Below are 25,414 nucleotides of genomic sequence, written 5' to 3'. Positions count from 1 at the left end.
ATTTTATCACCCTCGCAATGCATCATGAATGGTTTGTGCCATTTCTATGCTGATCCCTGGTACTTTGACTAATTCCGCCACACTTGCCCCTTTCACTTCCTGCAATCCTCCTAAATGCTGTAACAAAGCTTTACGACGTTTAGGGCCAATACCAGGAATCGATTCCAATGTTGAAGTATTACGGGTTTTCTGGCGACGGTTACGGTGGCCAGTGATTGCAAATCGATGGGATTCATCACGAATATGTTGGATAAGGTGCAGTGCTGGCGAATCCCCTTCGAGGGAAAAGCTGGTTTCGGTATCCCCTAAGATCAAGGTTTCAAGCCCAGGTTTACGGCCCTCACCTTTCGCCACCCCAATAAGCTGCGGTGCTTTATCCAAATGAACAAACTTTTCATCCACTATCTTTTGGGCAATACGCAACTGCCCTAGTCCGCCATCGATAAACAGAATGTCAGGGATTTTACCGCCTGCCTCAATCTTATCGAAACGGCGGCTTACCGCTTGCTTCATTGCCGCGTAATCATCGCCCGGCGTAATACCCTCGATGTTATAACGACGATACTCGCCTTTATGCGGCCCTTCTCGATTAAATACCACACAGGAGGCAACGGTGCTCTCTCCCATGGTATGACTGATATCGAAACATTCCATCCGCTGGATAGGCCCACTCAACTCTAAGATTTCTTCGAGTAACACAAAACGCTGCTCGACCGTATTTTTATGGGACAAGCGCGTAACCACTGCATTCGTCGCATTGGTCACGGCTAAACGTAAGAAGCTCGCCCTGTCGGCGCGAACATTGGTCTTAATCGAAAACTTTTTATCTAGCGCCTCTGAAATTGCCGCTTCAAGTTCATGTAATTCTTCAAAATTATGGCTAATCACCACTTCTTTTGGAATAGTGCGTTGAATATCTGCATTTAAATAAAACTGTAGGATAAAGGAGCGCAGCACTTCATCCATATCAGTTTGGGCTGGCACTGAAGGATAATAACTACGACTGCCAAAAATTTTACCTTCGCGGATAAATAGCAGGTGGAAACAGGCGATGCCTGACGCATAATGCCCCCCAATAACATCCATATCGCCTTTATTATTAGAGACTTCCTGTTGCTCGGCAACTTTACGCAGCGCCATGATCTGATCGCGAAATCGTGCTGCCTGTTCATAGGCTTGCTGCTCAGCCGCAAGTTCCATTTTATCAACCAAGGCGCTGATCACTTGCTGATCTTTCCCCTTTAAAAACAGGCTGGCTAATTTCACTTGCTCATCATAATCAGCGTTACTGACTTTACCCACACAGGGCGCGCTACAACGGGAAAGTTGATATTGTAAACAGGGCCGTGAGCGCGATTTGTAGTAAAGGTCGTCACATTGACGAATTGGAAACAGCTTCTGCATCAAATGCAGGCTTTCACGCACAGCACCGCCATTGGGATAAGGACCAAAATAGTGGCCTTTTTCCCGCTGCGGACCGCGATGATAGGCAAGCCTTGGGTGCTCATGCTGGCTTAATAAGATGTAAGGGTAAGATTTGTCATCACGCAACAACACATTGTATTTTGGCATGTATTGCTTGATGTAATCATTCTCAAGCAACAGAGCATCTGTTTCACTGTGGGTCAGCGTCACATCAATATGGTGAATATGTGAGACTAAGGCTTGGGTCTTAACATTACCGAGGTTTTTACGAAAATACGAGCTGAGCCGTTTTTTAAGATCTTTTGCTTTACCCACATAAATGACGTCATTCTTGACGTCATACATGCGATAAACCCCAGCAGAGGATGAAACAGTACGTAAGAAACTTTGGGCGTTAAATTCATTAGACATCATTCACACCCACAGTTTTGAAGACTTAACACAAACAACATAGGAACATGTAACCCAAGAACTCGCTAGATTAAAGTCATCGACCAACGCAATCCACTTTCCATTAAAAATGGCCAGCATCCAACATCTTATAGCGAATAGCTAACCGCGTTAGTTCGACATCACCACTGATCCCCAGCTTAGCAAATAAACGATAACGGTAACTGTTAACGGTTTTAGGACTTAAGTTCAGTTGCTCAGAAATATCGTTAACCTTCTCGCCATTAGTGATCATCAACATGATCTGTAACTCACGTTCAGACAAAGACTTAAACGGGTTTTCATCGGCGGGATTAAACTGACTCAGCGCCATCTGTTGGGCAATTTCTGGGGACAAATAACGTTGTCCGCGAGAGACCTGACGAATCGCTTGCAGTACTTCCGGCGGCGTCGCTCCTTTTGTTAAATAGCCCGAAGCGCCAGCCTGCATCACCTTACTTGGGAACGGATCTTCCGTGTGTACAGTTAATACAATAATTTTTGCATGGGGTTGATATCGTAAAATTTTTCGAGTGGCTTCCAATCCGCCCATCCCAGGCATATTCATATCCATTAAGATCACATCCGCTTCATTCTGGCGAGCCCACTGCACCGCAGTCTCACCATCAGGGGCTTCGCCCACGACTTTGATCCCACGTTCATCTTCCAAGATGCGGCGGATCCCAGTTCTCACAAGCTCATGATCGTCAACCAAATATATCGAAATCAACTTAACCCACCTTTTACAATTTACAGCTCGATCCGTGTGTTAGAAAAAGCAACATGGCAAACGGATAACGAGTTCATAGGGCTAATTTAGCCCAACAACCCCATTTCGCAAAGCATAAATTCAACATTGTTAACTAGATGATATTTAAAGGAAGGATTCCAGAATAGCATACCAATAAAAAGCGTTTAAAAACGAAGCAATAACCCCAGAATGACCAGCCTAAAATCCCTGTTAAATCGATATCAAAATATCCAGCAAATATAGGCAATTTTTCAGTTCAAGAAAAACAAAAGGCCATCATTACTGATAGCCTTTCACGTGAAAATAGCAGAAGAGATACGCTTAGAATCAGGAACCTAAGGTTTTTAAATAGCTTAAATGCAAAAAAGCGTAGGAGCTACGCTTAGAATGAAGAACCCTAGTTCAAATTTCACACACAAAAAAGGCCATGAATAAACATGGCCTTTTTTGTAAAATATGGCGGAGGAGCAGGGATTTGAACCCTGGGTGGGCTATAAACCCACGCCGGTTTTCAAGACCGGTGCATTAAACCACTCTGCCACCCCTCCGAACGAGCGAGATAATAGCTATCTCTGTCGCCACTGTAAACTTAAATTTATGGTTAATAGCGTTGATTGACTATTTCATATTCACTTAAATCGAAAGCCGTGAACAACAAAGGGCTTAGGATGAGAAAACTGAAATGAAAATTGCACAAACAAGAAAGGCCATCAATGCTGATGGCCTTTCTTGTGAATATGGCGCAGGAGCTGCGCTTCAAATCAGGAACCCAAGGGTTCAAACTGTATAAATGCAAAAAGCCGCTAATTGCTTAGCGGCATTTTGACTAAATATGGCGGAGGAGCTGAACTTAGAATGAGGAACCTTGGTTCAAATTGCACAAACAAAAAAGGCCATCAGTAATGATGGCCTTTCTCGTAAATATGGCGGAGGAGCAGGGATTTGAACCCTGGGTGGGCTATAAACCCACGCCGGTTTTCAAGACCGGTGCATTAAACCACTCTGCCACCCCTCCGAACGAGCGAGATAATAGCTATCAACTACTCTGCTGTAAACCCTTAATTTAAAGAAGCAATCTACATGGTCAATCTACATCCAATCCGCTTAAAAATATCGCGTTATTCAACTTATCTTTGAATCCCTTATCAGTTGAAGCGCCATTTTAAGGTGGCACACTTCACACTATATTAAGACTAAGCTCGATTGATATTGATTAAACGGTCAGATAGTTTCTGCATCTCAAGGCTTAACACATCAAGCGCCGTTGCATCGAGGGAGTTATCTTCACTAATGCTATTTATTCGCACTGCCAACTCATTAATTTCTTGAGTGACTTGGCTTTGCTGCTGAGCAGCTAACGCGATTTGTTGGGCACGCTGTGAAATATCATCGAAACTTTGTACGGTACTCGATAGAGAATTGGCAGCGCCCTCAGCCTCCGCAACTGCATGGACAGTGCGGGACTCCCCAGCTTGCATTGCTTGCACAGCGAGCCGCGAAGCCGATTGCAAAGCGTTAATCATGGTACTAATTTCATTGGCCGAATCTTGAGTTCGCCCCGCAAGAGTTCGAACTTCATCAGCAACGACTGCAAAACCGCGGCCCTGATCGCCCGCTCTAGCCGCCTCAATTGCCGCATTGAGAGCGAGCAAATTAGTCTGCTCAGAAATCGCCTTAATCACATCTAATACAGCGCCCACCTTTTGACTGTCTTGGGCCAATTGGGATATCACCTTAGTTGCGTTGGCAATTTCTCCTGATAATGCCTCAATAGAAGTATTGCTGGCTGCAACACGGGTTTGCCCTTCTCGCACTACAATCAAAGACGATTGCGCAGTTGCAGCACAGTCATTGGTATTATTCGCGACTTCCATAGCGCTTGAAGACATTTGCGTTATCGCAGCGGCTAATTGTGCACTCTCCAGCCGCTGTTGCTCTGCGCGCTGAGCTAACTTACGGCTAAGTCCGCTTAATTGCGTTGCCTCAAATTGAATTTTCTTCGCTTCTTGAGTGATCAGATCTAACATTGCCCTTAACGTCCCTGCATAGGTGTTTACGGCTCGGCGCAAAGCACCAATCTCATCATCCCGCTGAATTTGCAGTTCAACATTCGCCCCCAAACTACCGCTCCCAAGGGAAGCAATTTGATCTGTGGTTTCCTCAAGTTGCGCCAACAGTTTTTTACCCGATAACCAAGCCAGAGAAAGTAAAATGGCGAGTAATGGTAATAAAAACAATAAAATATCAAATGTCAGCTCACGGGCAAGCCCTGTGACTCGCGTTTTAGGCGTCACAAGGCCAATCACCCATCCAGTATCAGGCATTACAAAAAGGCTCACCTCACTCGCCTGATTAAGTCTTCCATCCTTATTTAAGCTTACAGACACCACTTTGTTGATTGAGGTTTGCTTAAGTGCAGTTTCAACGGGGGCAAGCCAAGGTAACTGCCCGACGAGATCCGTAAAACGCAACATAGTGTCGGACTTATTCGTTTCAGGAAAATGTAAGATATTACCCGCTTGGTCTAAAGCGAAAGCATAACCGTCAGTTACATTGCCATGTTCTGTTAAAAATTTGGCTAAATCATCAAGTTTTAAATCTATCGTTGCGACCCCTGCAAATGTCCCCGTGAGACGATATGGCACACTACATGTCACCATAGCCACCTTTGTGACTGGATCTTGATAAGCCTCTGACCATAAACATTGAGATACTGAGCTAGTCCGCGCGCCCGTATACCAAGGATCATTATGATACCCAGGGCCAGATGGCGCATTATAGTCATCCGAATAAGCCAGTAGATTATCGCTACCACGGGCCCAGAAGAAACTGTGGCGGATACCCCCAGCGACGAATTTATCTGGCTCAGGCCAGATCCCACCGCCAGCAATAGTGAGATCGCCATTGTTATCAATTAGATTAGGTAAAGAATTAAGATAAAGAGCTTGCTCGTGGGGCAACACTTCGGCGAGGTGTGCAAGGCTTAAAGTAATCCCCTCAATGCTTGCCAACTTAAGGGCGAGTTGCCTTACGATACTGCTACCCGTTTGCTCAATTAACTCTTGACTCGCCGCCACCACTCGAGGCTGCCCTCGAAGTGACATCACACCAAAAACCGCGAGCCCGGTCAGTAGAAGCAGCACTACACTGCCCATTGTGAGCCGCTGCGAAATACGTGTAGGTAACAACATAGCTTTCTCTACTTAAAATAAGTCACCCAGATGGGAGAATTGTTCGGCCGTATGGTCCAAGACTGTCGAGAATCATACGTCGCACCATCCTAGTGCAAATTTTAAAGGCCATAAAAACCATTAACTTGGCCACAAACTTAGTGTAGACCATAAATGAGAAGCGCGGATAAAAAAGGCCATCATTACTGATGGCCTTTCTCGTGAATATGGCGGAGGAGCTCCGCTTCAAATCAGGAACCCAAGGGTTCAAATTGCACAAACAAAAAAGCCATCATTACTGATGGCCTTTCTCGTGAATATGGCAGAGGAGCTGCGCTTCAAATTAGGAACCCAAAGGTTCAAACTGTATAAATGCAAAAAGCCGCNGCGCTTAACGCAGCCATTGAAGCGGCTCGTGCTGGCGAGCAAGGCCGTGGTTTTGCGGTCGTTGCCGATGAAGTTCGAGTACTGTCACGTCGTACACAGGATTCGACTCAGGAAGTACATACCACGATTGAAACGCTACAACGGACTACCGCTCGAGCAGTCAGCTTGATGGAAAGCAGCCAAGCATTAGCGGGTCATAGCGTAGAAGATGCAAATGCCGCGGCGAAAGCCCTTGAAGAGATTACGCAAGCGGTCAACGTGATTTCTGATATGGCAGGCCAAATTGCTACCGCAGCGGAAGAACAGACTCAAGTGACGGGTGAAATAACTCAGAATACTGTTGCGATTAAAGATGTGACCGATGAGATTACCGCATCGGCCATGGCAGATTTGGCACAGGCGAGGGGCTTAAAAGCTCGCGCTAATGACCTGAATGCGCAAGTCGCGACATTTATTCTGTAATCGCTATTCTTAATAGCGTGCCTCGATATTAGCCCGATAAAGCCTTTGCTTTGTCGGGCTTTTTACTGACCGTTTTTGTCGTGTTAAAGCATTTCTTTGGGATTGAATAACTTAGCCACACTTTGACAAATGGTTTCTCTAATCCATTTATGCCCTTGATCTTCATCATTTCTTTGATGCCATAACAGCACATAGGCCATTGGCATAAATTCGAAAGGCAGTGGCAGTTGTTTGAGCGGATAAAGTTGGCAGGCGTGACGGGCAAAGCTCGACGGCAGAGTGAAGATTAAATTGCTGTGGGCGCAAACGCTGGCGGCACCATAAAAGTCGGGTACAGTCGTGCTGATCCGGCGTCTATGCCCAAGATCGGCAAGAAAGTAATCCAGTGCCCACCAATCACTACCTTCACAACGAACCTGCACATGGGCCATATCGAGGTAAAGGGGTAAATTCCATTGTTCTGAGGTGATCGCCGCCATCAGCGGGTGATCTTCTCGCACTAAGCAGACTTGTTGATCGGTAAATAATGTTTGATAGGCAATCCCTTCGGGCAGGCGATCCACTTGAAAATCCGACAGTGGATGCAAATCCCGCCCTGAAATGCCAAAGTCGATTTGCCCTTGCTGCAAATCCTGCATCGATTTTTCGGTCCAGACATAGGAGTCAAGTTTGACGTTGGGTGCCGTGGTCAGCATAGGACCGATAAAATATGGGATTAAGGTTTCATAGGCGCTTTCCACCATGGCAAAAGAAAATTGTCGATTGCTACTGGCAGGATTAAAGGTCGGAGGCTGAGTGAGTTGATACAAGTCTTGCAATATATTTGGTAGTTTTTGCCCAAGAATGAGGGCGTGCGCGGTGGGTTTTAAGCCATGCGCCGTGCGCTGAAATAGGGGATCATCTAAGGTTTCTCTGAGTCGATTTAAGCTCTTACTGAGTGCTGACTGGCTTATATGTAATCGGCTGGCGGCGCGAGTGACACTCTGTTCCTCTAGCAGTACTTTGAGTATGACCAGCAAGTTCAAATCGATTCTGGCTAAGTTGTCGATATTCACAGATATTCCTCAGAGGAAATTTACTTTGGAAATTATACCATTTCTGTTCATACCTTGAGTTAATTAAAATAGCGCCCACTGAAATACCTTTCCCTGATCAACTGAGATTATTTATGCGGCGCAATCTGTTACCTATCCTGATGTCTATGGTGCTGCTCAGCCCATTAGCCATCGATATTTATTTACCTTCAATGCCAACTATGGCGACAGAATTCGCCGTATCTGCCAGTGATGTGCAATCCACACTCGTATTGTTTTTATTCGCCATGGGCTTAGGCCAAGTGTTGATTGGGCCATTAGCCGACCGTTATGGCCGCCGTCCTGTGGCCATTTTCGGGGTCTTACTCTACGGCGCAAGTAGTCTTCTCGCTGCCGCGGCCATCGAATTTCATTGGTTACAGATTGCTCGTGTGCTGCAAGGTTTAGCCGCCTGTTCAACTTCTATTGTGGTGTTTAGTGCAGTGCGCGACTGCTACTCACAAAAAGAAGGCGCTAAAATTTACAGTTACTTAAATGGCGCGATTTGTGTGATCCCAGCTTTAGCACCAACCTTAGGTGGCTTGTTAGCGATGCAATTCGGCTGGCGTTCAACCTTCGTTTTCATGACGTTATATGCCATGTTGATGATGCTCGTTGTTGGTTATCGCTTACCTGAGACTCGTCCAGCCAACACTGTTACTACTGGCCCACTTTACCGTTGGGGTAGATTCAAACCTGTACTCGGTAACACCCACTTTTTGTTTTATGCCTTTGCTTGTATGTCTGCTATGGCGGCTATTTTGAGTTATGTGTCTTATGCGCCTGTGTGGTTGATTGGGCATTTAGGGGTTTCTGAGCTGGCGTTTAGTGGTTTATTCGGTCTCAATGCTGTGTTCAATATCGTGGCCTGTTTTGCGGCACCGATCGTCATTCGCAAACTGGGTAATCGTCCAACGGTTATTTTGGCTCTGTCCTTACTCGTTCTGTCTTCAGTGGCGACAGTGGCGGGCCAACAGTTTGGTCCAAATACAGGGATGGCAGCAGCTTTTAACTTCATGTTACCTATGATGTTGTTATGTGTGGGATTTGCCTTTTTACTCGGCCCTGCGACGAGTATGGCGCTGTCAGCTTTCGGTGAGCGAGCGGGGACTGCCGCGGCTATGCTAGGTTTTATTCAGATGAGTGGTGCATCCGTTTTAGCTGGACTTATACAGCAAACGAATTTAACTGCACCTTATGCAGTGGCACTCGTCATGGGCGTGTTTTCTATCGGTTTATTGTTGATGATGGCGCTGAGTCGATTCGACCACTGGCACCAAGAGCAGTTAGTTGGCGAGCATTAGTAGTATTGAGTTCAGGAGCGATAAAGCGGGATTAGACCCATCATATGATCGATTGTGATGACGATGCTTCAAGAGTAAACAGGGCTGTTTGTGAAATCAGTGCTGCTGAGTATATTCTGTAAACCCTTTGCCCGCAGTCTTGCTAACCACAAGCTGCGGGCATTTTTTATTTAAAAGCGGCCGTTGAGACTAAGTGAAATATCAACGCCATCCCAATCGGGTTCAAATGACTTGGCAATACCAGCTCGAGCGGATATTAAGTCTGTAATACGCCAGTGATAAGCAGTATTAATGCTGTAAGGGTCCTTATCGTCTTGAATACTGTAGTTTGCGCCGATAGACCAAGCGCGAGTCATGTACCAATCAGCAGTTAAGTTTACAATTGTACTGTTATTGCTATTGTTATATTGACCGTTAGGGCCGTTAGTTAGCGTATTATCAGACTGGCTGTAGTAGATGTTTGCTTGCAAATCAATACCTGCTGTCGATTGCAAAGGAATAAAACTGCGTATTCCTATGCCGAACGCATCATTGTCAGAATTTCCTTTTGATCCAAATCCAGCATCATAATCACCGTCACTACTGGAGTAGCTAGCATAAACAGCCGAGGTAGCGTTAAAGTAATAACCTAAGTTGATTCCATAAGTATTAGCATTATAGAAATCATTATCTAGATTGAAGTAATTTGCACCAACAAACCATTTAGATGCGAAAACATATTCTCCATTGACAGCATAAGAGTCTAAATCATCATTAAAACTATAATTACCACCAATATTAGATGTTTGTGCTAAAAAGCCACTTATTGCGTAGGGCGCAGAATCTTGACTAACTGGGGTAGAATAGTAGCGATAGTCAGCACTCCAGCCGCCATCACTAAATGCTTCACTTGAGGCGCCATAGTTAATATTGACATCATGTTGGTAGGCTTTGTCTGTGGCTGCAAATGTATTTGTACTCAATAATCCGAATACAACCGCAATACTGATCAGTCTTTTGTCCATTTTATCGTCCTTGTTGTGGGTACTGAAAGCAAGAAAAGTATAATAAATGCTAAGTGTTAGCAGTTTTAACTTATTGACCTTAGCGTTCTTGCTGGTGTCACTATACGATGTTGTCACAAAAGTTCAACAAAAAAACAGCTTGAAAAATAGAGCCTTAAACCGTCTTGCATATTGAATTTGAGTGAGCTGTGTTAGTTTTTAGGCTAAAGTTAAGAGGACTGCGCCTTTGTCGCGTTTTTATTGTTCTATCTGTCGTTATCCGCAAAATGCTTGCTTATGTGCGAGTGTTCAGCCTATCTCTCCAATGACTCAGTTGGTGGTTTTACAGCACCCGAGTGAAGTCGAACATAAGAAGAATAGTGTGCGGGTATTGAGTCTTGCTGTACCTAAAACGCAAGTTTATGTGGGTGAAAGCGAGTCTGACTTCAAAGGTTTACGGGAATATTTAGCGGCGTGTAATAAGCCTATTTATCTCGTCTATCCCTCTGCGTTAAGTGTAAGTGTTGAACAGCAACATATTAATCCTGATTGTATATTGCTGTTGCTCGATGGCACTTGGCGTAAGGCATTCAAAATGCTGCAGCTGAATTCTTGGTTAACCCAGTATCCTGCGGTGCATTTGGCTGAAGGTTATGAATCGCGCTATCGGATCCGTAAATCGAGTCGTAGCGATAGTTTATCGACCTTAGAAGCTTGCGCTTATATGTTAAGCGCCCTCGATCCTACCCTTGATGTTCAGCCGTTAATGATGGCATTTGATGCTATGGTGGAACTGCGGATTAAGGCGATGCCGAGTACAGTGCAGGCTCGTTATCAGAACTCAAATGAATCCAGTGGTAAGGTATAGTTGATGGGGTTAAGGCTATTGAGTCTTAGATGTTTTAGGTATGAATTAGTGCTTTTAAGTTATTGAGTTTTTGAGACTCCGTACGAATTAAAATAGTCAAAATCTTATTCAGATCACGCTAACGTAATGTGAAATACGGTTTAATAACTGGGATTCATTTGCGCAGCAAATGATGAGATAGCTTTGCCAGCCAATTGCTTTGCAGGGGAGTAATTCCATTCATTACTATTAGTAAATGGCGTGCTGGCAGGGCTATCGAGCTTTAAATATGGTTTTTTTATTGATAATGATGAGAGCGCTTTGCCAGGCCATCATTGGCTTTGCAGGGGAGTAGATTCCATTCATTACTATTAGTAAATGGCGTGCTGGCAGGGCTATCGAGCTTTAAATATGGTGTTTTTATTGAGAATGATGAGAGCGCTTTGCCAGGCCATCACTGGCTTTGCAGGGGAGTGATTCCATTCATTACTATTAGTAAATGGCGTGCTGGCAGGGCTATTGAGCTTTAAATATGGTGTTTTTGTTGATAATGATGAGAGTGCTTTGCCAGGCCATCACTGGCTTTGCAGGGGAGTTATTCCATTCATAACTATTAGTAAATGGTGTGCTGGCAGGGCTATCGAGCTTAAATCATATGTTTTCTGCAAGAAAATCTTTCCCCTTCGTTCGCGACCCATCAAAATATTTCGATAAAACCTTAGCGGAATCTTTCGTTTTCCGTTGTAAACGTTGAGAGCGTTAATTCGGTACGCCGGTCGGATTATCGAGCCGATGCGAACATCGGCAGTCCTAAATCTGTTCTAGGCTAAGCGTTTTTCCGCAAGAAAGGCTTGGGTGAAGTTTTCGACTGAACTCGGGTAGCCAAATAGAAATCCTTGGGCGAAACCTTGGCCCATGTCAGTCATTATGTCTTTTTGTTGTTGAGTTTCAATACCTTCTGCGACGAAGTGAATGTCGAGTGCTTGTGCGAGTTGCACTATAGCATTGCAGAGCTTTTGTCCTGAGACTTCGTTTAAGCGCAAGGCAAACTCGGCATCAATTTTGACGCTGTCTATCGGCAAAGTCCCTAAGCGACTGAGTGACGATAACCCAGTCCCAAAATCATCGATGGCAATGCTGACACCTAACGCTTTAATACGATTGAGTGTGAGTCGTGCTTGCTCCGGTTGTCGTAACAATGCCGATTCGGTAATTTCTAAAATCAGTGCTTCGGCGGGTAACTTCGCCATTTCTAAGGCATTTATCACTTGGTCGATAAAATCTAAGTGTTCTAATTGCAGTGGTGACACATTGACTGAAATTCTAAAGTCGGGTTGATAATGTGCTCGCCAGAGGGCCGCTTGTACACAGGCCTGTTCTAATACCCATTGGCCAATGCTGACAATTAATCCTGTTTCCTCAAGCAATGGCACAAAGTCGGCAGCTTCATAATATTCTGTCGGTGACTTCTGCCAGCGGAGCAGGGCTTCGGCAGCAATAGTTTGATTTGTGTGTAAATCGACTATGGCTTGATAAGCGAGAGTGAATTGTTTTAGGCTATGCGCATGCCTTAGGTTATTGATTAACTGTAATTTTAACTCGGCTGCTAGGCTCATTTCCTTATCGTAAAACACGAGATGCGGTAAGCTCTTTTTAGCGCAATACATGGCAGTATCGGCAAGACTAATCAGCTGTCCCGCTTGGTTACTGTGGGTAGGAAATAGCGCAATGCCTATGCTGGTGCCGAGGAAGAACTTTTGGCCTTCAATTTCAAAGGGGCTCTCAAATAGGCTAAGAATTTGCTCTGCAAACAGCTGAATTTCATCTTTACAGCTACAGTCTTGCAGCACTAAGGTAAATTCATCTCCTCCCATACGGGCTATATCGGCCTTTTCGATACAACCTGCTTCGAGTCTGGCTGCGACCAGTTGTAATACTCTATCGCCCATGGAGTGACCGAAGCTGTCATTGATATTCTTGAAACCATTGAGATCTAAAAACATCAACGCGCCCAGTGCGAGGGGATCTGTTTTAAGTTTTTCGAGGGCACTATTGAGGATCTGCTTGAGATGGAACCTGTTAGGTAATCCAGTCAAGGTATCGTACATAGCTCGAGTTGTTAGCTGGGTTTCTAATAGTTTTTTAGTACTAATATCACTGAAAATATTCACATTATAATGAGCATCATCTTCCGTGACGATTTTACGACTGCTCTGCCAAGCAGGAAAGTTACTGCCATCTGAACGTCTTTTCCACGTTTCGCCCTGCCAAAATCCCCTTTGTTTCAAGGCGATTTGGCATTCGGTTTCTTCCCCCATATTATGGGTTCTTACCTCTAAAAATTCAGGGGTTTTACTGATGAGCTGCTCAGCGCTATAGCCGCAAATACGGCACATGGCTTTATTGACGGCCAAAATTTGATTATCAGTGTCAGTGATATACACAGCTTCGGCACTTTCTTCGAGCGTGGTCGATAAAATTTCTTTGGGAATATGAGCAAAACCATCAGAAATCGTTTCGCGCATTTGATTGCGGCGATTAAGAGCTTGTAATTCAACGAGTACCACGGGCTGTTGTTGCAGATAACAGCGATAGAGATTAATTCGAGTCGGCAGTTCATTGCCTTGTTGGCTCATGTGCAGCCAGTTGAATTCAACATTATTGCCTGCAATGGCTTCGAGGATCATTTCCCGCGCAAATTCAACACTATTGCGGCCTGAAGATTGGATCCTCGGAGAAAAATCATAGGGAGTCGCATTCACAAAAGCATCGTATTCAGTCTCAAAATAACTGAGGGTGGCTTGGTTGGCACTAATAAAGCTAAAGCCTTGAATTAAGGCTAAGGGGGTTCTATGGGGATGTGCTTGCCAGAGAGACAGCTTTTCTTGCAGTACAGGATCATCTGTACTGAGTTTCTTAAGTAAGTGTTGCCATCTGATCATTCAGGATACTCCCTTGTGACGCAAAATAGTCACATCCCATTTTTAGGTCTTCGTTGAACACGAAGTTGCCCAATAGTACATCATTCCAATGGGGTTAAAAATAAACCTAATTGTTGTTTCACTCAAATAGAAACTTAAAAAGTGTAGTTTAAGACTTGTATTCAAGCATATTTTTTAAGAACACCTGCTGCATATTTTAAGCTTAGGCAGATTTTATGCTATGTTTTGCACATCTTGCGTGAATTAGCTTTTATCATTGATTCATTCAATTTTCGAATAAAGGAGACAGGAAATGGCGTATTTATTTAAAGTGTTAATCTCTAAAATATTAATATCGCTAGTCCTTATCTTTAGTTTTCATCTCGCGTTAGCAAATGCCACCGAGGCGCCAAAGCCTAGATTGACCCTAGAGCAAAAAGCCGATAAGGCACGCATCGACTCACAGCGATTAGAACAGGCTCAATTAGAAAAGGCCCGTCAAGCCACTAAAGAGACGACAGAGCGGGAAGATAAAATTAAGCAACAATCCCAAACCAACGATTGGGAAGCGCAGCAAAAACTTAAGGCACAAAAACAGTTCGACGAAAGAGAAAGTCGCGAGCAAAAATATTTACGGGAAGCAAAAGAAGCTGCCGCAAAAGAGCGTAAAATCCCTAAGCCTTAATTAGGCCATCGACATAGTCGATTTCAGCTAGTCAGTGCTAGCATTATTTGTGGGCATTACGGCTATTCTCATTACTATGCACCTTACTATCACTAGGAATTGTTGTTGAATATCTGCCCCTTATGTCATGGCGTTGAATTACTCGCTTATCATCAAGATAGGAAGCGCAGTTACCAGCAATGCCAAACCTGCCAACTGGTGAGCGTGCCTTCTGAGTTTTATCTTTCGGCCGAGGCAGAAAAAGCCGAGTACGATAAGCACGAGAATCATGCCGATGATCTCGGCTATCAAACATTTTTAAATCGCACACTCAAGCCACTACTTAGCCGTGTTAGCACTTCGGCCCAAGGGCTCGATTTTGGCTGCGGAGAAGGTAAGGCATTGAGTCTAATGGCAAAGGCGCGCGGTTATCAGATAGATAATTACGACCTTTATTACGCTAATAATCCCGAAACGTTAGCCCGCCAATACGACTTTATTACCTTAACCGAAGTCATTGAACACGTGAGTGGTGCCGCAGGGTTACTTGCCCAGCTTGATAGGTTATTAAAACCTAATGGCATTTTGGCTGTTATGACCAAGCGTGTGCAGGATAAAATCGCATTTGCCCGCTGGCACTATAAAAACGATCCCACCCACATCAATTTTTACGCCGAAGCGACCTTTGAGTGGCTCGCGCATCACTATGGCTGGCGACTCGAAATTATCGATAAGGACGTAGTCTTCTTGCATAAAGAGATGCATAAAGGAATTCATCAGTCGAGTTAATGCTGTTGTCGCTTAAATGTACTTATCATCAATTTGTGACGCTATAGATGCCTGATTTTCTATGGGTTTTGTTGTAATGCCAGTGGCTATTACTAATACTTCAAGCTCTGACTCAAGATTAGGGTTAGCCGTTAGCCCGATAATCACTAGGGCATCGTGGGGGGCGTTGTTTGTTTAGCACGCCTATCTGATTGTATTAACTGAGTTCTATGGTGTTCCTCGCGACTACACGCACAATTGCCGCTAGTGCTTGGTCTATATCATCGAGTAGTGGATGTTGCACCAAACGTTTACTCGTATTCTGCGTGTGGTTTGCAAGACGCTCGACTAATTCGTTCACCGATATTTTGCGGGGCGAGCGAGGGTTCAAACTGAGTAAGGGTCACTTGACGCTGAAAATTAGGCTGTATATCTAGTTAATAAGGTATGGCTGGAATAGCTGCATAGTAAGTAATAGAAGGCTGCGACAAAATCTGTCGCAGTAATATGAAAATAGAATTTATGTAGTTAATTCGATTAAATAAGTTCGCCAAGTGTATATGTTAGCGGTATAAAGCAAACGGATTAACACTGCGGCCAAGTGTCAAGATGAAGGAATAAATACAATGGATGTTAAGACGTATCTACAAGCATTGAGTGCTATTTACGCCAACATGAATCAAACATTAGAACTGGATCGTGGCTTATCAAACTCAGTTTTAGATGAAGCCGAAAAACAATTAGGTTTTAAATTTGCTTCTCCGTTAAGGGAACTTTGGGGGTATGCCAATGGCGGCAATGAGTGGAGCACAGTCTTTGCCCGGAAAGATTACTTTTGCCGGTATGATTTTTTGTCACTAGCCTCATCATTTAAATTTCGTGACCGAATGAGAAAACAGGCCCAGTACTACGTTGATTACCACGAGCCAGAAGTGCGGGATCCCAAAATCCAATCGGGGTGGTATCAAGAAGGTTGGCTGCCCTTTGCCCAATTTGGGGGTGGCACATTACTCTTGATTGCAGATCATTCGCCCTCAGCATTAGGTAAAATGGGACAAGTGATCGCATACACCCATGACCCCGATATGATGGACTTTATTTGTCCAAACCTAAGCCAATTTTTTGAACAATCCTTAGCGCAAATCAGGTTATATCCAGATGAATTAATTGAGGACTAAGGATAACGAAAATGAACGTCCACTACTCGATAAGCCTAGTAAACCTATGATTACATTTTGAACTTCAGGGCAACATGAAGTGAGGTATTATGTGAAAAACTACCCTAAAAAAGACAGAGACCAAGCACTAAACGCATTGCAGAGATTGGCAGAAAATGACAAGCAGTTAACTGAGCCTCAAGTCGCCAAGCTCGCTATCCTACAACAGGGTGTAAAAGAGAGTCGTCATCTCTCCGCTAACGAATGGATCAATCGCATCTGCTACATAGAAAATGATTTAACCCAATTAGCCATAATCCAACGGGTGGCCTTTAATAACTTCGATGAGTTTATAAACTGCCTGACATTAGCGGGGCGCTTTGGTTGTTTGACGCGATTAGTGCGGGATGGGGATTATTCGGGTACAGATAGCCTACATATTTGGCCCTTGTTGGCGGCACTAGCCATCCATGATTTACCTACTATTACAGCCTATAAACAGCGATTTGTGCCGCCTTTTTTAACTGGGCATAAGGTGACACTCTTGGCCTGCAATGCCGTATATGCCATTTTAGGTGCCACAGCCGTGACAGATAAGTTACGCCATCAACTTACAAACCTAAAAGACTCGACATACAGCATGGCGATGCTACGCAGCCTAGCCGCCATAATCAATCAGGATATGACCTCGTTTATCGATAATATCGCCATTATGGTCAAGTCTAATCGCCTGCAGCAGGAGTTCTCGCCACTGGAAAAATGTTACTGTGTTAACGCCCATGGTTTAGTTAATCTGTGGCGGTTCCATACGGCCAATGCGTCACTACCACCACTTGATTTTCCCCTACCATGGCAGCATGAATTACACGGATTTTTTACTACGGGTCACGAGTCCATTGGGATATCTTTCGATCCTTTAGCTGAGCGAGAGTTAAATGATCTGCCAATTGAACAAAATACGCTGGCGCTAATCCATTCATTAACACCACATTCTCACAGAGATGGCCACGAATAACCCAAACAAAATTAACAAGTTAAAATGAGATTGTGATTTAGTTTCTATTTAAGGAGGATTGTTCTTGCTCATTTCTGGATACACACGCCCTAAAAATGAGTTGGACTTGAAATTATGCACGAGAAATATCGAAAAATAATTAATGAACGCCAGTTAGTCTCAGTGATGAATAAAACTAAGTGGCGCGAGCTTTGTAATGATTTTGAAGCGCTTCATTTTCTATCTATTAGCGTAAGGTACAAACTGATTTCATCAGATGATATTTTAGGATTTAGTGCCGTTTGGTGGAACGAGATCTATGAAGAAAGTTCAGGTATCGAGTGGCTAGACTTTAATCCAATAGTTTCCGAGTATCGTGGTCGTTTAGTTGCACCTCAGGAGACCGATAGGAGCAGTGAAATTCTTACTATTCTAAATAGACGCGGAATTAAATACGCGATTGAAGGCTCTTGTTTTCGGGTGTGGGGTTATATAAGCCAAGATACAACCCCAGTATTTACATAAAAAACCGTTTTAGAGTGGCGCCTACCGTTTAATATTGTGGGGCAAATTTCGCTGGCGAGTACACTCTTTGTTGCTAGGACTGAGTGCCTGCAAAGCACGCTACTCAAGTAGCAGCATATCAGTTGTTCCTTGGTGCCTGAGCACGGTCGAACATGCCATAGTCACGAACAACTTCGGCAACCCGCAGGCGATAGTCGGCAAATAATTGTACGCGTCCTTGAGTTTGTGCCTCGCGGTGATATATCTGTTGTCGCCAAGCCTGAACCGCAGCCTCATTCTCCCAGAATGACAACGATAATAGGCGTTCGGGATTGACCATGCTCTGAAACCGTTCGATTGAAATAAATCCTTTAATGTTACTCAGGCTTGATTTCAGGTCGGCGGCTATCTCTAAATACCTTTCTTGGCAGCAGGGATTCGGCACGACTTCAAAAATAACTACCATCATAGTTTTGTCTCCGCGGCTCTTTGATAGGTCTTGGCTATCGGCTTTAGGAAACTGCGTTTTTCACTCAAAATGAACTCTCCTTGCTTGGCCAACTGAAAATTTGCCTTGCCTGCGGCTTCTGTCTTCAGTTTGTCTCTATAGCGTTCATAGTGGGCCAGACTATCGAAGCTAATGAGACCAAATGCAGTGTCGTTGGTGCCTTCGTGTGGCAGAAAGTAGCCAAGGAGTTCGCCGCCGTAGGCTGGAATGATATCGCCCCAGTTTTCGGCATATTGGGCAAATTGTTCCAATTTGAACGGATCTATTTTGTATTCGATAAAACAGGTGATTTTCATTATGTTTGGCGCCATTGACTTGTGTGCTAAAGGTTTTAGTTGCATTGTAATTACCTGAAAACTTAATGCTTCGATGGTTATCGAACTGTTCCCGAATGAGATTACAAGCATGGAACCTAACATCGCTTTTATTGCCAACTTGATTGGTGACGCCGCCCGCTCACGTATGTTGATTGCTCTTATGGGCGGACAGGCATTGACGGCAACAGAACTGGCTCTTGAAGCAGACATCACGCCACAGACTGCCAGCAGTCATTTAACTAAGTTGGTTGAAGGTGAACTATTGCTCGTGCGTAAGCAGGGGAGGCATAAGTATTTTCAGCTGCAGAGCCGCCAAGTGGCCGAACTGTTGGAAAGTCTGCTCAACATGAGCGCTGCCATTACGAACCCTAAGGTCATTCATGGACCTGCGGACCCTAGATTGAGACTGGCTCGTGTTTGTTATGACCATCTCGCGGGTGAATTGGGTGTTGCGCTTTACGACAGCTTAAGTCGGCAGAATTTGATCGCCCATGAAGGTGGCGAAACAAAAATTACCGCAGCAGGGATGACCTTTTTTGCCAAACGTGGCGTAGAACACTCGTTGCTGAGTGCACCAGATGATGTATTCGATGTACCGAAAAGTCGTCAATCTCGCCGTCCTTTATGTAAGTCATGCCTCGATTGGAGCGAACGTCGCAGTCATCTTGCGGGTGTTCTAGGTCAATGGATCCTTAAGGATATTTTGGCTAAAGGCTGGGCAGAGAAAGCCCTCGACACCCGTGCCCTACAATTTTCAAGCCGAGGGTTAAAATCCTTTCGTGCTGACTATGGCATTGCGACAAAATAGACAATTTAATGTTGCCTATTTTACCAATGATGCATAGCGACTTGGCCTTGTTTAACAGCGCGCCGCCAGTCCGATGTTTTTTAATACTTTTTGTTTTCTATAGTTCTAGTGGATATTAGAACTATCGACTTTAAAGTTTTCTCATTTCGTTTTAATTGTTTAATCAAAGTCGTGGGGCTTCACCCCACACCCGACCAAGGAGGACTGCTCGTCCTATCCTCCTTGGATGCTCCAAGACGCCCTCAACGGAGTTGAAAGCCCCTTGTGCTCATTGACAAATTTGCTATCGCTTCCGAAGGATGCGTCCCTGCACCTGCGAAAGCTAGTCGGTCATCCATGACCGAACTCACGCAATTTGTCTATTCGCCCTGCGGCAACTCCGAGGGGAGGGTGTATATTTTTGGTTTTATTATTGTCTGTTTGTCACTAAGGCATACAAAAGTCGTTGCCTTGTTATTCTCGAAGTGCACATATTAGTGTAAATGTAGGGCTGGGATACTTTAGGCTAAACCTTATTAATCAGCCCAAAGTGAGCCAGAAAGAATGATAAAGCTAAAACGATATCAAGTGATTACCCATCAAATTGTATAAAAAACCGCTACCGCAAAAAAGCAAAATCCGATAGCATCATTTGTACTAATTGACATGGATGTGGCAGTGGCCATATTTGAGATTTAGTTAACAAGCGATTTATGTCCTCAAACAGTGCTGGACATAAATACTAAGATTTTATGGCCCACCAATTACACGGAGTTCAAATTGTCTGAAGTAAAGATAAGCTCAATAAAGTTTACAAACTTTAAGGCGTTAAGCAACTACTCGGTGAGCTTGAGCGAAACCAATATTTTAGTTGGGCCAAACAACGCCGGAAAATCTACGATAATTAGCGCTTTTCGAATTCTAGATGTTGCGCTTCGCAAAGCTAGAAGATTAAAGGCAGATAGAGTTCCACTTCCCAATGGAGGCACTGGGTTTGGCCATAGGGTGCCCGAGCAACAAATTAGCGTATCTCTAGAGAATGTCGCTACAGACTATAATGGAGAAGATAGCAAGATCGAGTTCAGGCTAACCAATCGAAATAAGTTATTCTTGTTTTTCCCAAATGAGGGAGGGTGCATTCTCCACTGGGAACATGAGGGCTCTGGTGTCAATTCACCCGCTAAATTTAGGAATGCCTTTCCTATAAATATTCAAGTAGTTCCTGTATTAGGTCCGCTTGAGCATCAAGAAGCTTATGTCAATGAAGATACCGTTAAGAATTCATTGAATACACATCGTGCTTGCAGGCACTTTAGAAATTACTGGCATTATTTTGATGATGGATGGAATCAGTTTTCTGAAATGATTTCTAATACTTGGTCTGGGATGGTTATCAGAAAACCAGAGTTAGATATCCCAAACAGAAAATTGAGCATGTTCGTTTCCGAGGAGAGAATTGATAGAGAGGTTTATTGGGCAGGTTTTGGATTTCAAATTTGGTGTCAGTTACTTACCCATCTGTCACGTTCAAATGAAGCCAGTATTATCATTATTGATGAGCCTGAGATTTATCTTCATCCTGATGTGCAGCGCCAATTGCTGAGTATTCTCAGGAGTCTAGACGCAGATGTCTTACTTGCAACACACTCTGTTGAGATTATGGGAGAAGCTGACCCATCAGAGATACTTTTAGTTAACAAAGGAAGTCGTTCCGCGAAAAGGTTGAAGGATGTGGAAGGGGTACAAGTTGCTCTAGAATCATTAGGCTCAACTCAAAATGTTACTCTTACCCATTTGGCACGGACAAAAAAGATACTTTTTGTTGAGGGAATGAGCGACTACAAATCAGTTAGACGTTTCGCAAAAAATTTGGGATTTAACGATTTAGCTTCTGGTAATGATTTGACAGCTTTTGAATCTGGAGGATTCTCTTCATGGGAAAGAATTAGGTCTTTTGCCTGGGGTTTAAAAAATACTATTGATGCAAAGATGAAGCTCTTCGCGATATATGATCGTGACTATTATTGCCAAGAAGAAATTGACTCAATTCTAGAAGGTTTGAAGGCCGAATTAAGCCATGCACATATACACCAACGAAAAGAAATGGAAAATTATTTTCTAGTGATTCCAGTTCTTGAAAGAGTTTTAGCAAAACAGCTTGGTAGCAGAAGGCGAAGGTCTGGTGAAGAAGTAATTGTTGAAAAAGGAATCGCAGATTATTTAAATGACATAACCGAGGGATTAAAGGTTGAGTCTCAATCACAATATATAGCTAAGAGGATAAGCCATCATCAAGGAAAAGGGCTAGATACAGGAACTATAAGCCGGCAAGCTATAGAGACCTTTGAAAGTAATTGGTCAGATCTCAATCGTCGTATGGAAGTTGTTCCTGGAAAAACAACTCTTAGACTGCTTAGGGGGGGGATCCAAGAAAAGTACAAGGTGAATCTCACCGACGTTCAAATAATAGATGAATTTACAGCCGAGGAAATTCCGTGTGATTTGCTCCAGTTGATTGACCAATTGGAGGCTTTTCGTGTTTGCCGGACATAACAAGCGCGCCTCCAAGCTTACACTCAGCTAAAGCGGACGTTACCCATAGAGGTTTTAATCTGAAACCCACTAATTAGATTTAGAAGTCTTACTCGGAAATTTCAAAAAATGAGCTAGTGAATCACTCTATATCAGACCGATTCACGCCAACTGCTAAAACCCGCTCTAATGCACAGTTTACGGTTATTCTAGGGTGGTTTTTTCCCTTAAGACGAATCAAATCTCTAGAGAACTGATTCAATGCCAGACAAGTGAAGGCGTATCGGATTCTGGTTGTGTAAATTTCCGCCTAAAGGACAGTGCTATTCATCCATTGATAGATGTTGTGGATGAGAAATAAGCTAAATATGTACGCCGGAATTAACGGCATTAAGTGCTGCCATGGCTGCGAGTCACTGTAGTGGCAGTGCTTAATCTCTATTGCTGACGGTTTTTAGTCCCTAATACCTGTTGTGTTATTTACCTTCATCATTAAATCTATTAACAATTAATCCATGTCCGTGTAGTTTAGGTAGCTTATAAAAACAACAATAGGCTATCGCTATGACTTTACCCTCTGTATCACTTGCTGCATCAACATCATTTGAATTTAAGCCCCTAGTAAATAAATTCCATTTTTCCAAGACCTTACTCGCGTCGGCCTTAGCCTTAAGCTTTATGGGCACAGGTTTAACCTCAGTGCAAGCGGCGACCAGTGCTATGCCTGATGCGGCTAAGTTGGCGGCGGGTGTGGAGCAAAAGGTGATCGACTGGCGTCGTGATTTGCATCAACACCCTGAGTTGTCTAACCGTGAGTTTCGTACCAGCAAGATTATTGAAAAACATCTGAAATCCTTAGGATTAGAAGTGCAAACGGGTGTTGCACATACGGGCGTGGTGGCCATTTTGAAAGGCGGGAAGCTGAAGGGCGGCAAGCCTGGTCCGTTGATTGCGATTCGAGCAGATATGGATGCACTGCCTGTGACTGAAGTGGTCGATGTGCCTTTTGCCTCTAAGGCGACTGACACTTATCGCGATCAAAAAGTGGGTGTGATGCATGCTTGTGGTCACGATACCCATGTGGCTATGTTAATGGGCGTGGCCGAAAACTTGGTTAAAGTGAAAGACAGCCTAGCGGGGGATGTGATGTTTATCTTCCAACCCGCTGAAGAAGGTGCGCCAGAGGGTGAAGAGGGCGGCGCGGAATTGATGCTCAAAGAAGGGTTGTTTGCTCAGCGCAAACCCGAGCAAGTATTTGGTATGCATGTCACCTCGAGTATGCCGAGTGGCATGATTGGCCTGCGCAGTGGTCCAGCAATGGCGAGTGAAGACTCTTTTACTATCAAAGTGAAAGGCAGCCAAACCCATGGTTCCCGTCCTTGGAATGGGGTCGATCCTATTGTCGCTGCGGCACAAATTATCACTAACGTGCAAACGATCGTCAGCCGTCAGGTGGATATCACTAAAGCGCCGGCGGTGGTGAGTTTTGGTGCAGTCAATGGTGGCATTCGCTCTAACATTATTCCCGATGAAGTCGAGCTGATTGGCACGATTCGCACCTTCGACCAACCCATGCGCGCCGATATCAAAGTGCGTTTAGCGCAAATGGCACAGCTGTCGGCGAAAACCTTAGGGGCGACTGCGACTACTGAGATCCACCAAGGCTATCCTGTGGTGGTTAATAATCCCGAATTAGTCGCCAGTATGCGGCCTGTGCTTGCGAGCGTAGTGGGCGATAAGATGCTGATTGAACCCGGATTAATCACAGGTGCCGAAGACTTTGCTTACTATGCCTTAGAAACACCGGGGATGTTTTTCTTCCTCGGGGTGACGCCAAAGGGAACGGACCCTGAAACGGCGGCCAGCAATCATTCGCCAGCATTTTATGTGGATGAAAGCGCGCTAAAAGTGGGCGTTGAGGCCATGACCAAAGTGGCGTTAACGGCACTCAAAGCCCAATAAGTGGCTAACGTATTATTCCGTAAGCACTGCGGTATAACTTGAGCTTACAAAAAATCGGCGCGGGATACGCTTCCTGCGCTTGATTTGTTAAACAATTTACCTCTATATGTGGATATTTACAGCAAGGAGCGAACAAGATGAAGCGCACGCTATCGGCTCTGGTTTTGGCCATGGGACTTTTGAACCCCCTAAGCCAAGCACAGGCCACCACGGCAGAAGACATTAAGAGTTTCACGCTAGATAACGGCATGAAAATCATGGTGCTAGAAGATGCCTCTATTCCCAATGCCAACATGTATTTATTTTGGAAGGTCGGTTCACGTAACGAAGTGCCCGGCATTACTGGTATTTCGCACTTTTTCGAACACATGATGTTCAACGGTTCGAAAAAGTACGGCCCGAAAATGTTCGACCGCACTATGGAAGCCGCCGGTGGCGCGAACAATGCGTATACCACTGAAGACATGACGGTTTATACCGATTGGTTCCCCGCCAATGCGCTCGAAACTATGTTCGATCTCGAGGCTGACCGCATCGCTAACTTAGATATCAACCAAGCCATGGTCGATAGCGAACGTGGCGTAGTGCAGTCGGAGCGTTCCACTGGCTTAGAAAACTCTAACTGGAATGCCCTCGAAGGCGAAATCAAAGGCGTGGCGTTTTTAGCCCACCCTTATTCTTGGTCGGTGATCGGTCACGAGTCGGATATCGCCGCTTGGTCGCTGGAAGATTTAGTCCAGTACCATAAAACCTATTACGCGCCGAACAATGCCGTGGTCGTGATTGCCGGCGATGTAAAGCTTGCCCAAGTAAAAGCCTTGGCAGACAAGTACTTTGCGCCTATTCCGGCACAGACTCCGCCTAAAGCGATTCGCACTGTCGAACCTGAGCAAAAGGGTGAGCGTCGCACCTTTGTGCAGAAGGCATCGGTCAGCACACCTAACGTAATGTTGGCGTACCATATTCCGGCGGCAACCCATGCGGATTTTTATGCGCTGGACTTATTAAGCTCGATTCTAAGTCAAGGTAATAGCTCGCGTTTATATCAATCATTGGTTGATAAACAAGTGGCCTTAGAAGCGCAAACCTACATGCCGATGTCGGTCGATCCTAACCTCTTCTATGTGATGGGCGTTGCTACACCTGAGGTGAAAGCCTCGACGCTGGAGCATGCGTTGATTGAACAAATCGATGCGATTGCGACAACGGGTGTTACCCAGCAAGAACTGGATAAAGTTAAAAATATTAAGTTGATGGATTTTTATCGCTCGATGGAAACCATTAATGGTAAGGCTAATACCATAGGCACCTATGAGATGTATTTTGGCAGTTACGACAAGTTATTTAATGCACCTGAAGCCTATAACAAGGTGACGCCAGCGGATATTCAACGTGTTGCCCAAACCTACTTACGTAAATCAAATCGCACTGTGGCTGTGCTGGCGGCAAACGAGGAGATCTCTCAATGA

Annotated in this window: 20 protein-coding genes, 2 tRNA genes and 1 pseudogene; 12 read left to right on the top strand and 11 right to left on the bottom strand. The window is 44.5% G+C overall.

The features are described from left to right. Positions 1–6 precede the first annotated feature (6 nt). The 5 genes from uvrC to HUB64_RS20320 all read right to left on the bottom strand — a co-directional run bounded on the left by uvrC (position 7) and on the right by HUB64_RS20320 (position 5,796). Positions 7–1,836: an excinuclease ABC subunit UvrC gene (gene uvrC / locus HUB64_RS20340; protein WP_173497734.1), complete on the bottom strand. Its 1,830-nt coding sequence runs from the start codon at positions 1,834–1,836 to the stop codon at positions 7–9. Positions 1,837–1,939: 103 nt separating this feature from the next. Beyond that, a complete protein-coding gene (uvrY, locus tag HUB64_RS20335; RefSeq protein ID WP_006082070.1) occupies positions 1,940–2,584 on the bottom strand; it encodes a UvrY/SirA/GacA family response regulator transcription factor in 645 nt (214 codons plus the stop codon). A 478-nt stretch (positions 2,585–3,062) separates the two neighbouring features. Continuing rightward, a tRNA-Ser gene (locus HUB64_RS20330) sits at positions 3,063–3,153 on the bottom strand. Positions 3,154–3,529: 376 nt separating this feature from the next. Continuing rightward, a tRNA-Ser gene (locus HUB64_RS20325) sits at positions 3,530–3,620 on the bottom strand. Positions 3,621–3,798: 178 nt separating this feature from the next. Further along, on the bottom strand, positions 3,799–5,796 hold the full coding sequence (locus tag HUB64_RS20320) for a methyl-accepting chemotaxis protein (RefSeq protein WP_173244282.1): 1,998 nt from the start codon (positions 5,794–5,796) through the stop codon (positions 3,799–3,801). A gap of 366 nt (positions 5,797–6,162) precedes the next feature. Here HUB64_RS20320 and HUB64_RS20315 point away from each other — a divergent pair. Beyond that, a pseudogene (locus HUB64_RS20315) lies at positions 6,163–6,624 on the top strand (methyl-accepting chemotaxis protein); the annotation flags it as partial. Between the two features lie 83 nt (positions 6,625–6,707). Here HUB64_RS20315 and HUB64_RS20310 read toward each other — a convergent pair. Next, the gene (locus HUB64_RS20310) at positions 6,708–7,679 is read right to left on the bottom strand and encodes a LysR family transcriptional regulator (protein WP_173497733.1); all 972 of its coding nucleotides are present in this window, start codon (positions 7,677–7,679) and stop codon (positions 6,708–6,710) included. 113 nt (positions 7,680–7,792) lie between these two features. On the opposite strand from HUB64_RS20310, the gene HUB64_RS20305 reads away from it, so the two are divergent. After that, positions 7,793–9,001, top strand: a complete 1,209-nt coding sequence (locus tag HUB64_RS20305) for a multidrug effflux MFS transporter (RefSeq protein WP_113940291.1) — start codon at positions 7,793–7,795, stop codon at positions 8,999–9,001. A gap of 170 nt (positions 9,002–9,171) precedes the next feature. Here the strand turns inward: HUB64_RS20305 and HUB64_RS20300 are convergent, their stop codons facing one another. Further along, positions 9,172–10,005, bottom strand: coding sequence for a hypothetical protein (locus tag HUB64_RS20300; protein WP_173497732.1), 834 nt, complete (start codon positions 10,003–10,005; stop codon positions 9,172–9,174). Between the two features lie 226 nt (positions 10,006–10,231). Here HUB64_RS20300 and HUB64_RS20295 point away from each other — a divergent pair, with 226 nt between their 5' ends. After that, entirely contained in the window at positions 10,232–10,852 is a 621-nt protein-coding gene (locus HUB64_RS20295; RefSeq protein WP_173497731.1) for a tRNA-uridine aminocarboxypropyltransferase, read from the top strand. Positions 10,853–11,652: 800 nt separating this feature from the next. Here HUB64_RS20295 and HUB64_RS20290 read toward each other — a convergent pair. Then, entirely contained in the window at positions 11,653–13,773 is a 2,121-nt protein-coding gene (locus tag HUB64_RS20290) for a bifunctional diguanylate cyclase/phosphodiesterase (protein ID WP_173497730.1), read from the bottom strand. 292 nt (positions 13,774–14,065) lie between these two features. On the opposite strand from HUB64_RS20290, the gene HUB64_RS20285 reads away from it, so the two are divergent. Beyond that, complete coding sequence (locus HUB64_RS20285; RefSeq protein ID WP_173497729.1) at positions 14,066–14,437, top strand: hypothetical protein; 372 nt, start codon at positions 14,066–14,068, stop codon at positions 14,435–14,437. A 105-nt stretch (positions 14,438–14,542) separates the two neighbouring features. Further along, entirely contained in the window at positions 14,543–15,205 is a 663-nt protein-coding gene (locus tag HUB64_RS20280; protein ID WP_173497728.1) for a class I SAM-dependent methyltransferase, read from the top strand. A 196-nt stretch (positions 15,206–15,401) separates the two neighbouring features. On the opposite strand, the gene HUB64_RS23090 is transcribed toward HUB64_RS20280, so the two are convergent. Next, entirely contained in the window at positions 15,402–15,545 is a 144-nt protein-coding gene (locus HUB64_RS23090; protein WP_217363206.1) for a hypothetical protein, read from the bottom strand. Positions 15,546–15,810: 265 nt separating this feature from the next. On the opposite strand from HUB64_RS23090, the gene HUB64_RS20270 reads away from it, so the two are divergent. The 3 genes from HUB64_RS20270 (at position 15,811) to HUB64_RS20260 (ending at position 17,860) form a co-directional block, all read left to right on the top strand. Continuing rightward, complete coding sequence (locus tag HUB64_RS20270; RefSeq protein WP_173497727.1) at positions 15,811–16,362, top strand: SMI1/KNR4 family protein; 552 nt, start codon at positions 15,811–15,813, stop codon at positions 16,360–16,362. 91 nt (positions 16,363–16,453) lie between these two features. Next, positions 16,454–17,356 (top strand): hypothetical protein, encoded by a 903-nt coding sequence (locus HUB64_RS20265; RefSeq protein WP_173497726.1) that lies wholly within the window; start codon positions 16,454–16,456, stop codon positions 17,354–17,356. 114 nt (positions 17,357–17,470) lie between these two features. Further along, a complete protein-coding gene (locus HUB64_RS20260; RefSeq protein ID WP_173497725.1) occupies positions 17,471–17,860 on the top strand; it encodes a DUF6678 family protein in 390 nt (129 codons plus the stop codon). A 118-nt stretch (positions 17,861–17,978) separates the two neighbouring features. Here HUB64_RS20260 and HUB64_RS20255 read toward each other — a convergent pair whose 3' ends face one another. Then, positions 17,979–18,308 (bottom strand): antibiotic biosynthesis monooxygenase, encoded by a 330-nt coding sequence (locus HUB64_RS20255; protein ID WP_173497724.1) that lies wholly within the window; start codon positions 18,306–18,308, stop codon positions 17,979–17,981. Continuing rightward, positions 18,305–18,688 (bottom strand): NIPSNAP family protein, encoded by a 384-nt coding sequence (locus HUB64_RS20250; protein ID WP_063882506.1) that lies wholly within the window; start codon positions 18,686–18,688, stop codon positions 18,305–18,307. Before HUB64_RS20250 ends, HUB64_RS20255 begins: the two co-directional genes overlap by 4 nt. A gap of 64 nt (positions 18,689–18,752) precedes the next feature. Here HUB64_RS20250 and HUB64_RS20245 point away from each other — a divergent pair, with 64 nt between their 5' ends. The 4 genes from HUB64_RS20245 (at position 18,753) to HUB64_RS20230 (ending at position 25,414) form a co-directional block, all read left to right on the top strand. Further along, a complete protein-coding gene (locus HUB64_RS20245; protein WP_173497723.1) occupies positions 18,753–19,472 on the top strand; it encodes a helix-turn-helix transcriptional regulator in 720 nt (239 codons plus the stop codon). A 759-nt stretch (positions 19,473–20,231) separates the two neighbouring features. After that, positions 20,232–22,004, top strand: a complete 1,773-nt coding sequence (locus tag HUB64_RS20240; protein WP_173497722.1) for an ATP-dependent endonuclease — start codon at positions 20,232–20,234, stop codon at positions 22,002–22,004. Positions 22,005–22,547: 543 nt separating this feature from the next. Next, positions 22,548–23,945 (top strand): amidohydrolase, encoded by a 1,398-nt coding sequence (locus HUB64_RS20235; protein WP_173497721.1) that lies wholly within the window; start codon positions 22,548–22,550, stop codon positions 23,943–23,945. A gap of 137 nt (positions 23,946–24,082) precedes the next feature. Beyond that, positions 24,083–25,414 (top strand): pitrilysin family protein, encoded by a 1,332-nt coding sequence (locus tag HUB64_RS20230; RefSeq protein WP_173497720.1) that lies wholly within the window; start codon positions 24,083–24,085, stop codon positions 25,412–25,414.

This window comes from Shewanella sp. ISTPL2, assembly GCF_013283205.1.
In the GTDB taxonomy this organism is placed as follows: Bacteria; Pseudomonadota; Gammaproteobacteria; order Enterobacterales; family Shewanellaceae; genus Shewanella; species Shewanella oncorhynchi.
Note: the sequence above shows the minus strand (reverse complement) of the source record. Positions and strands in the feature narration are given on the sequence as shown.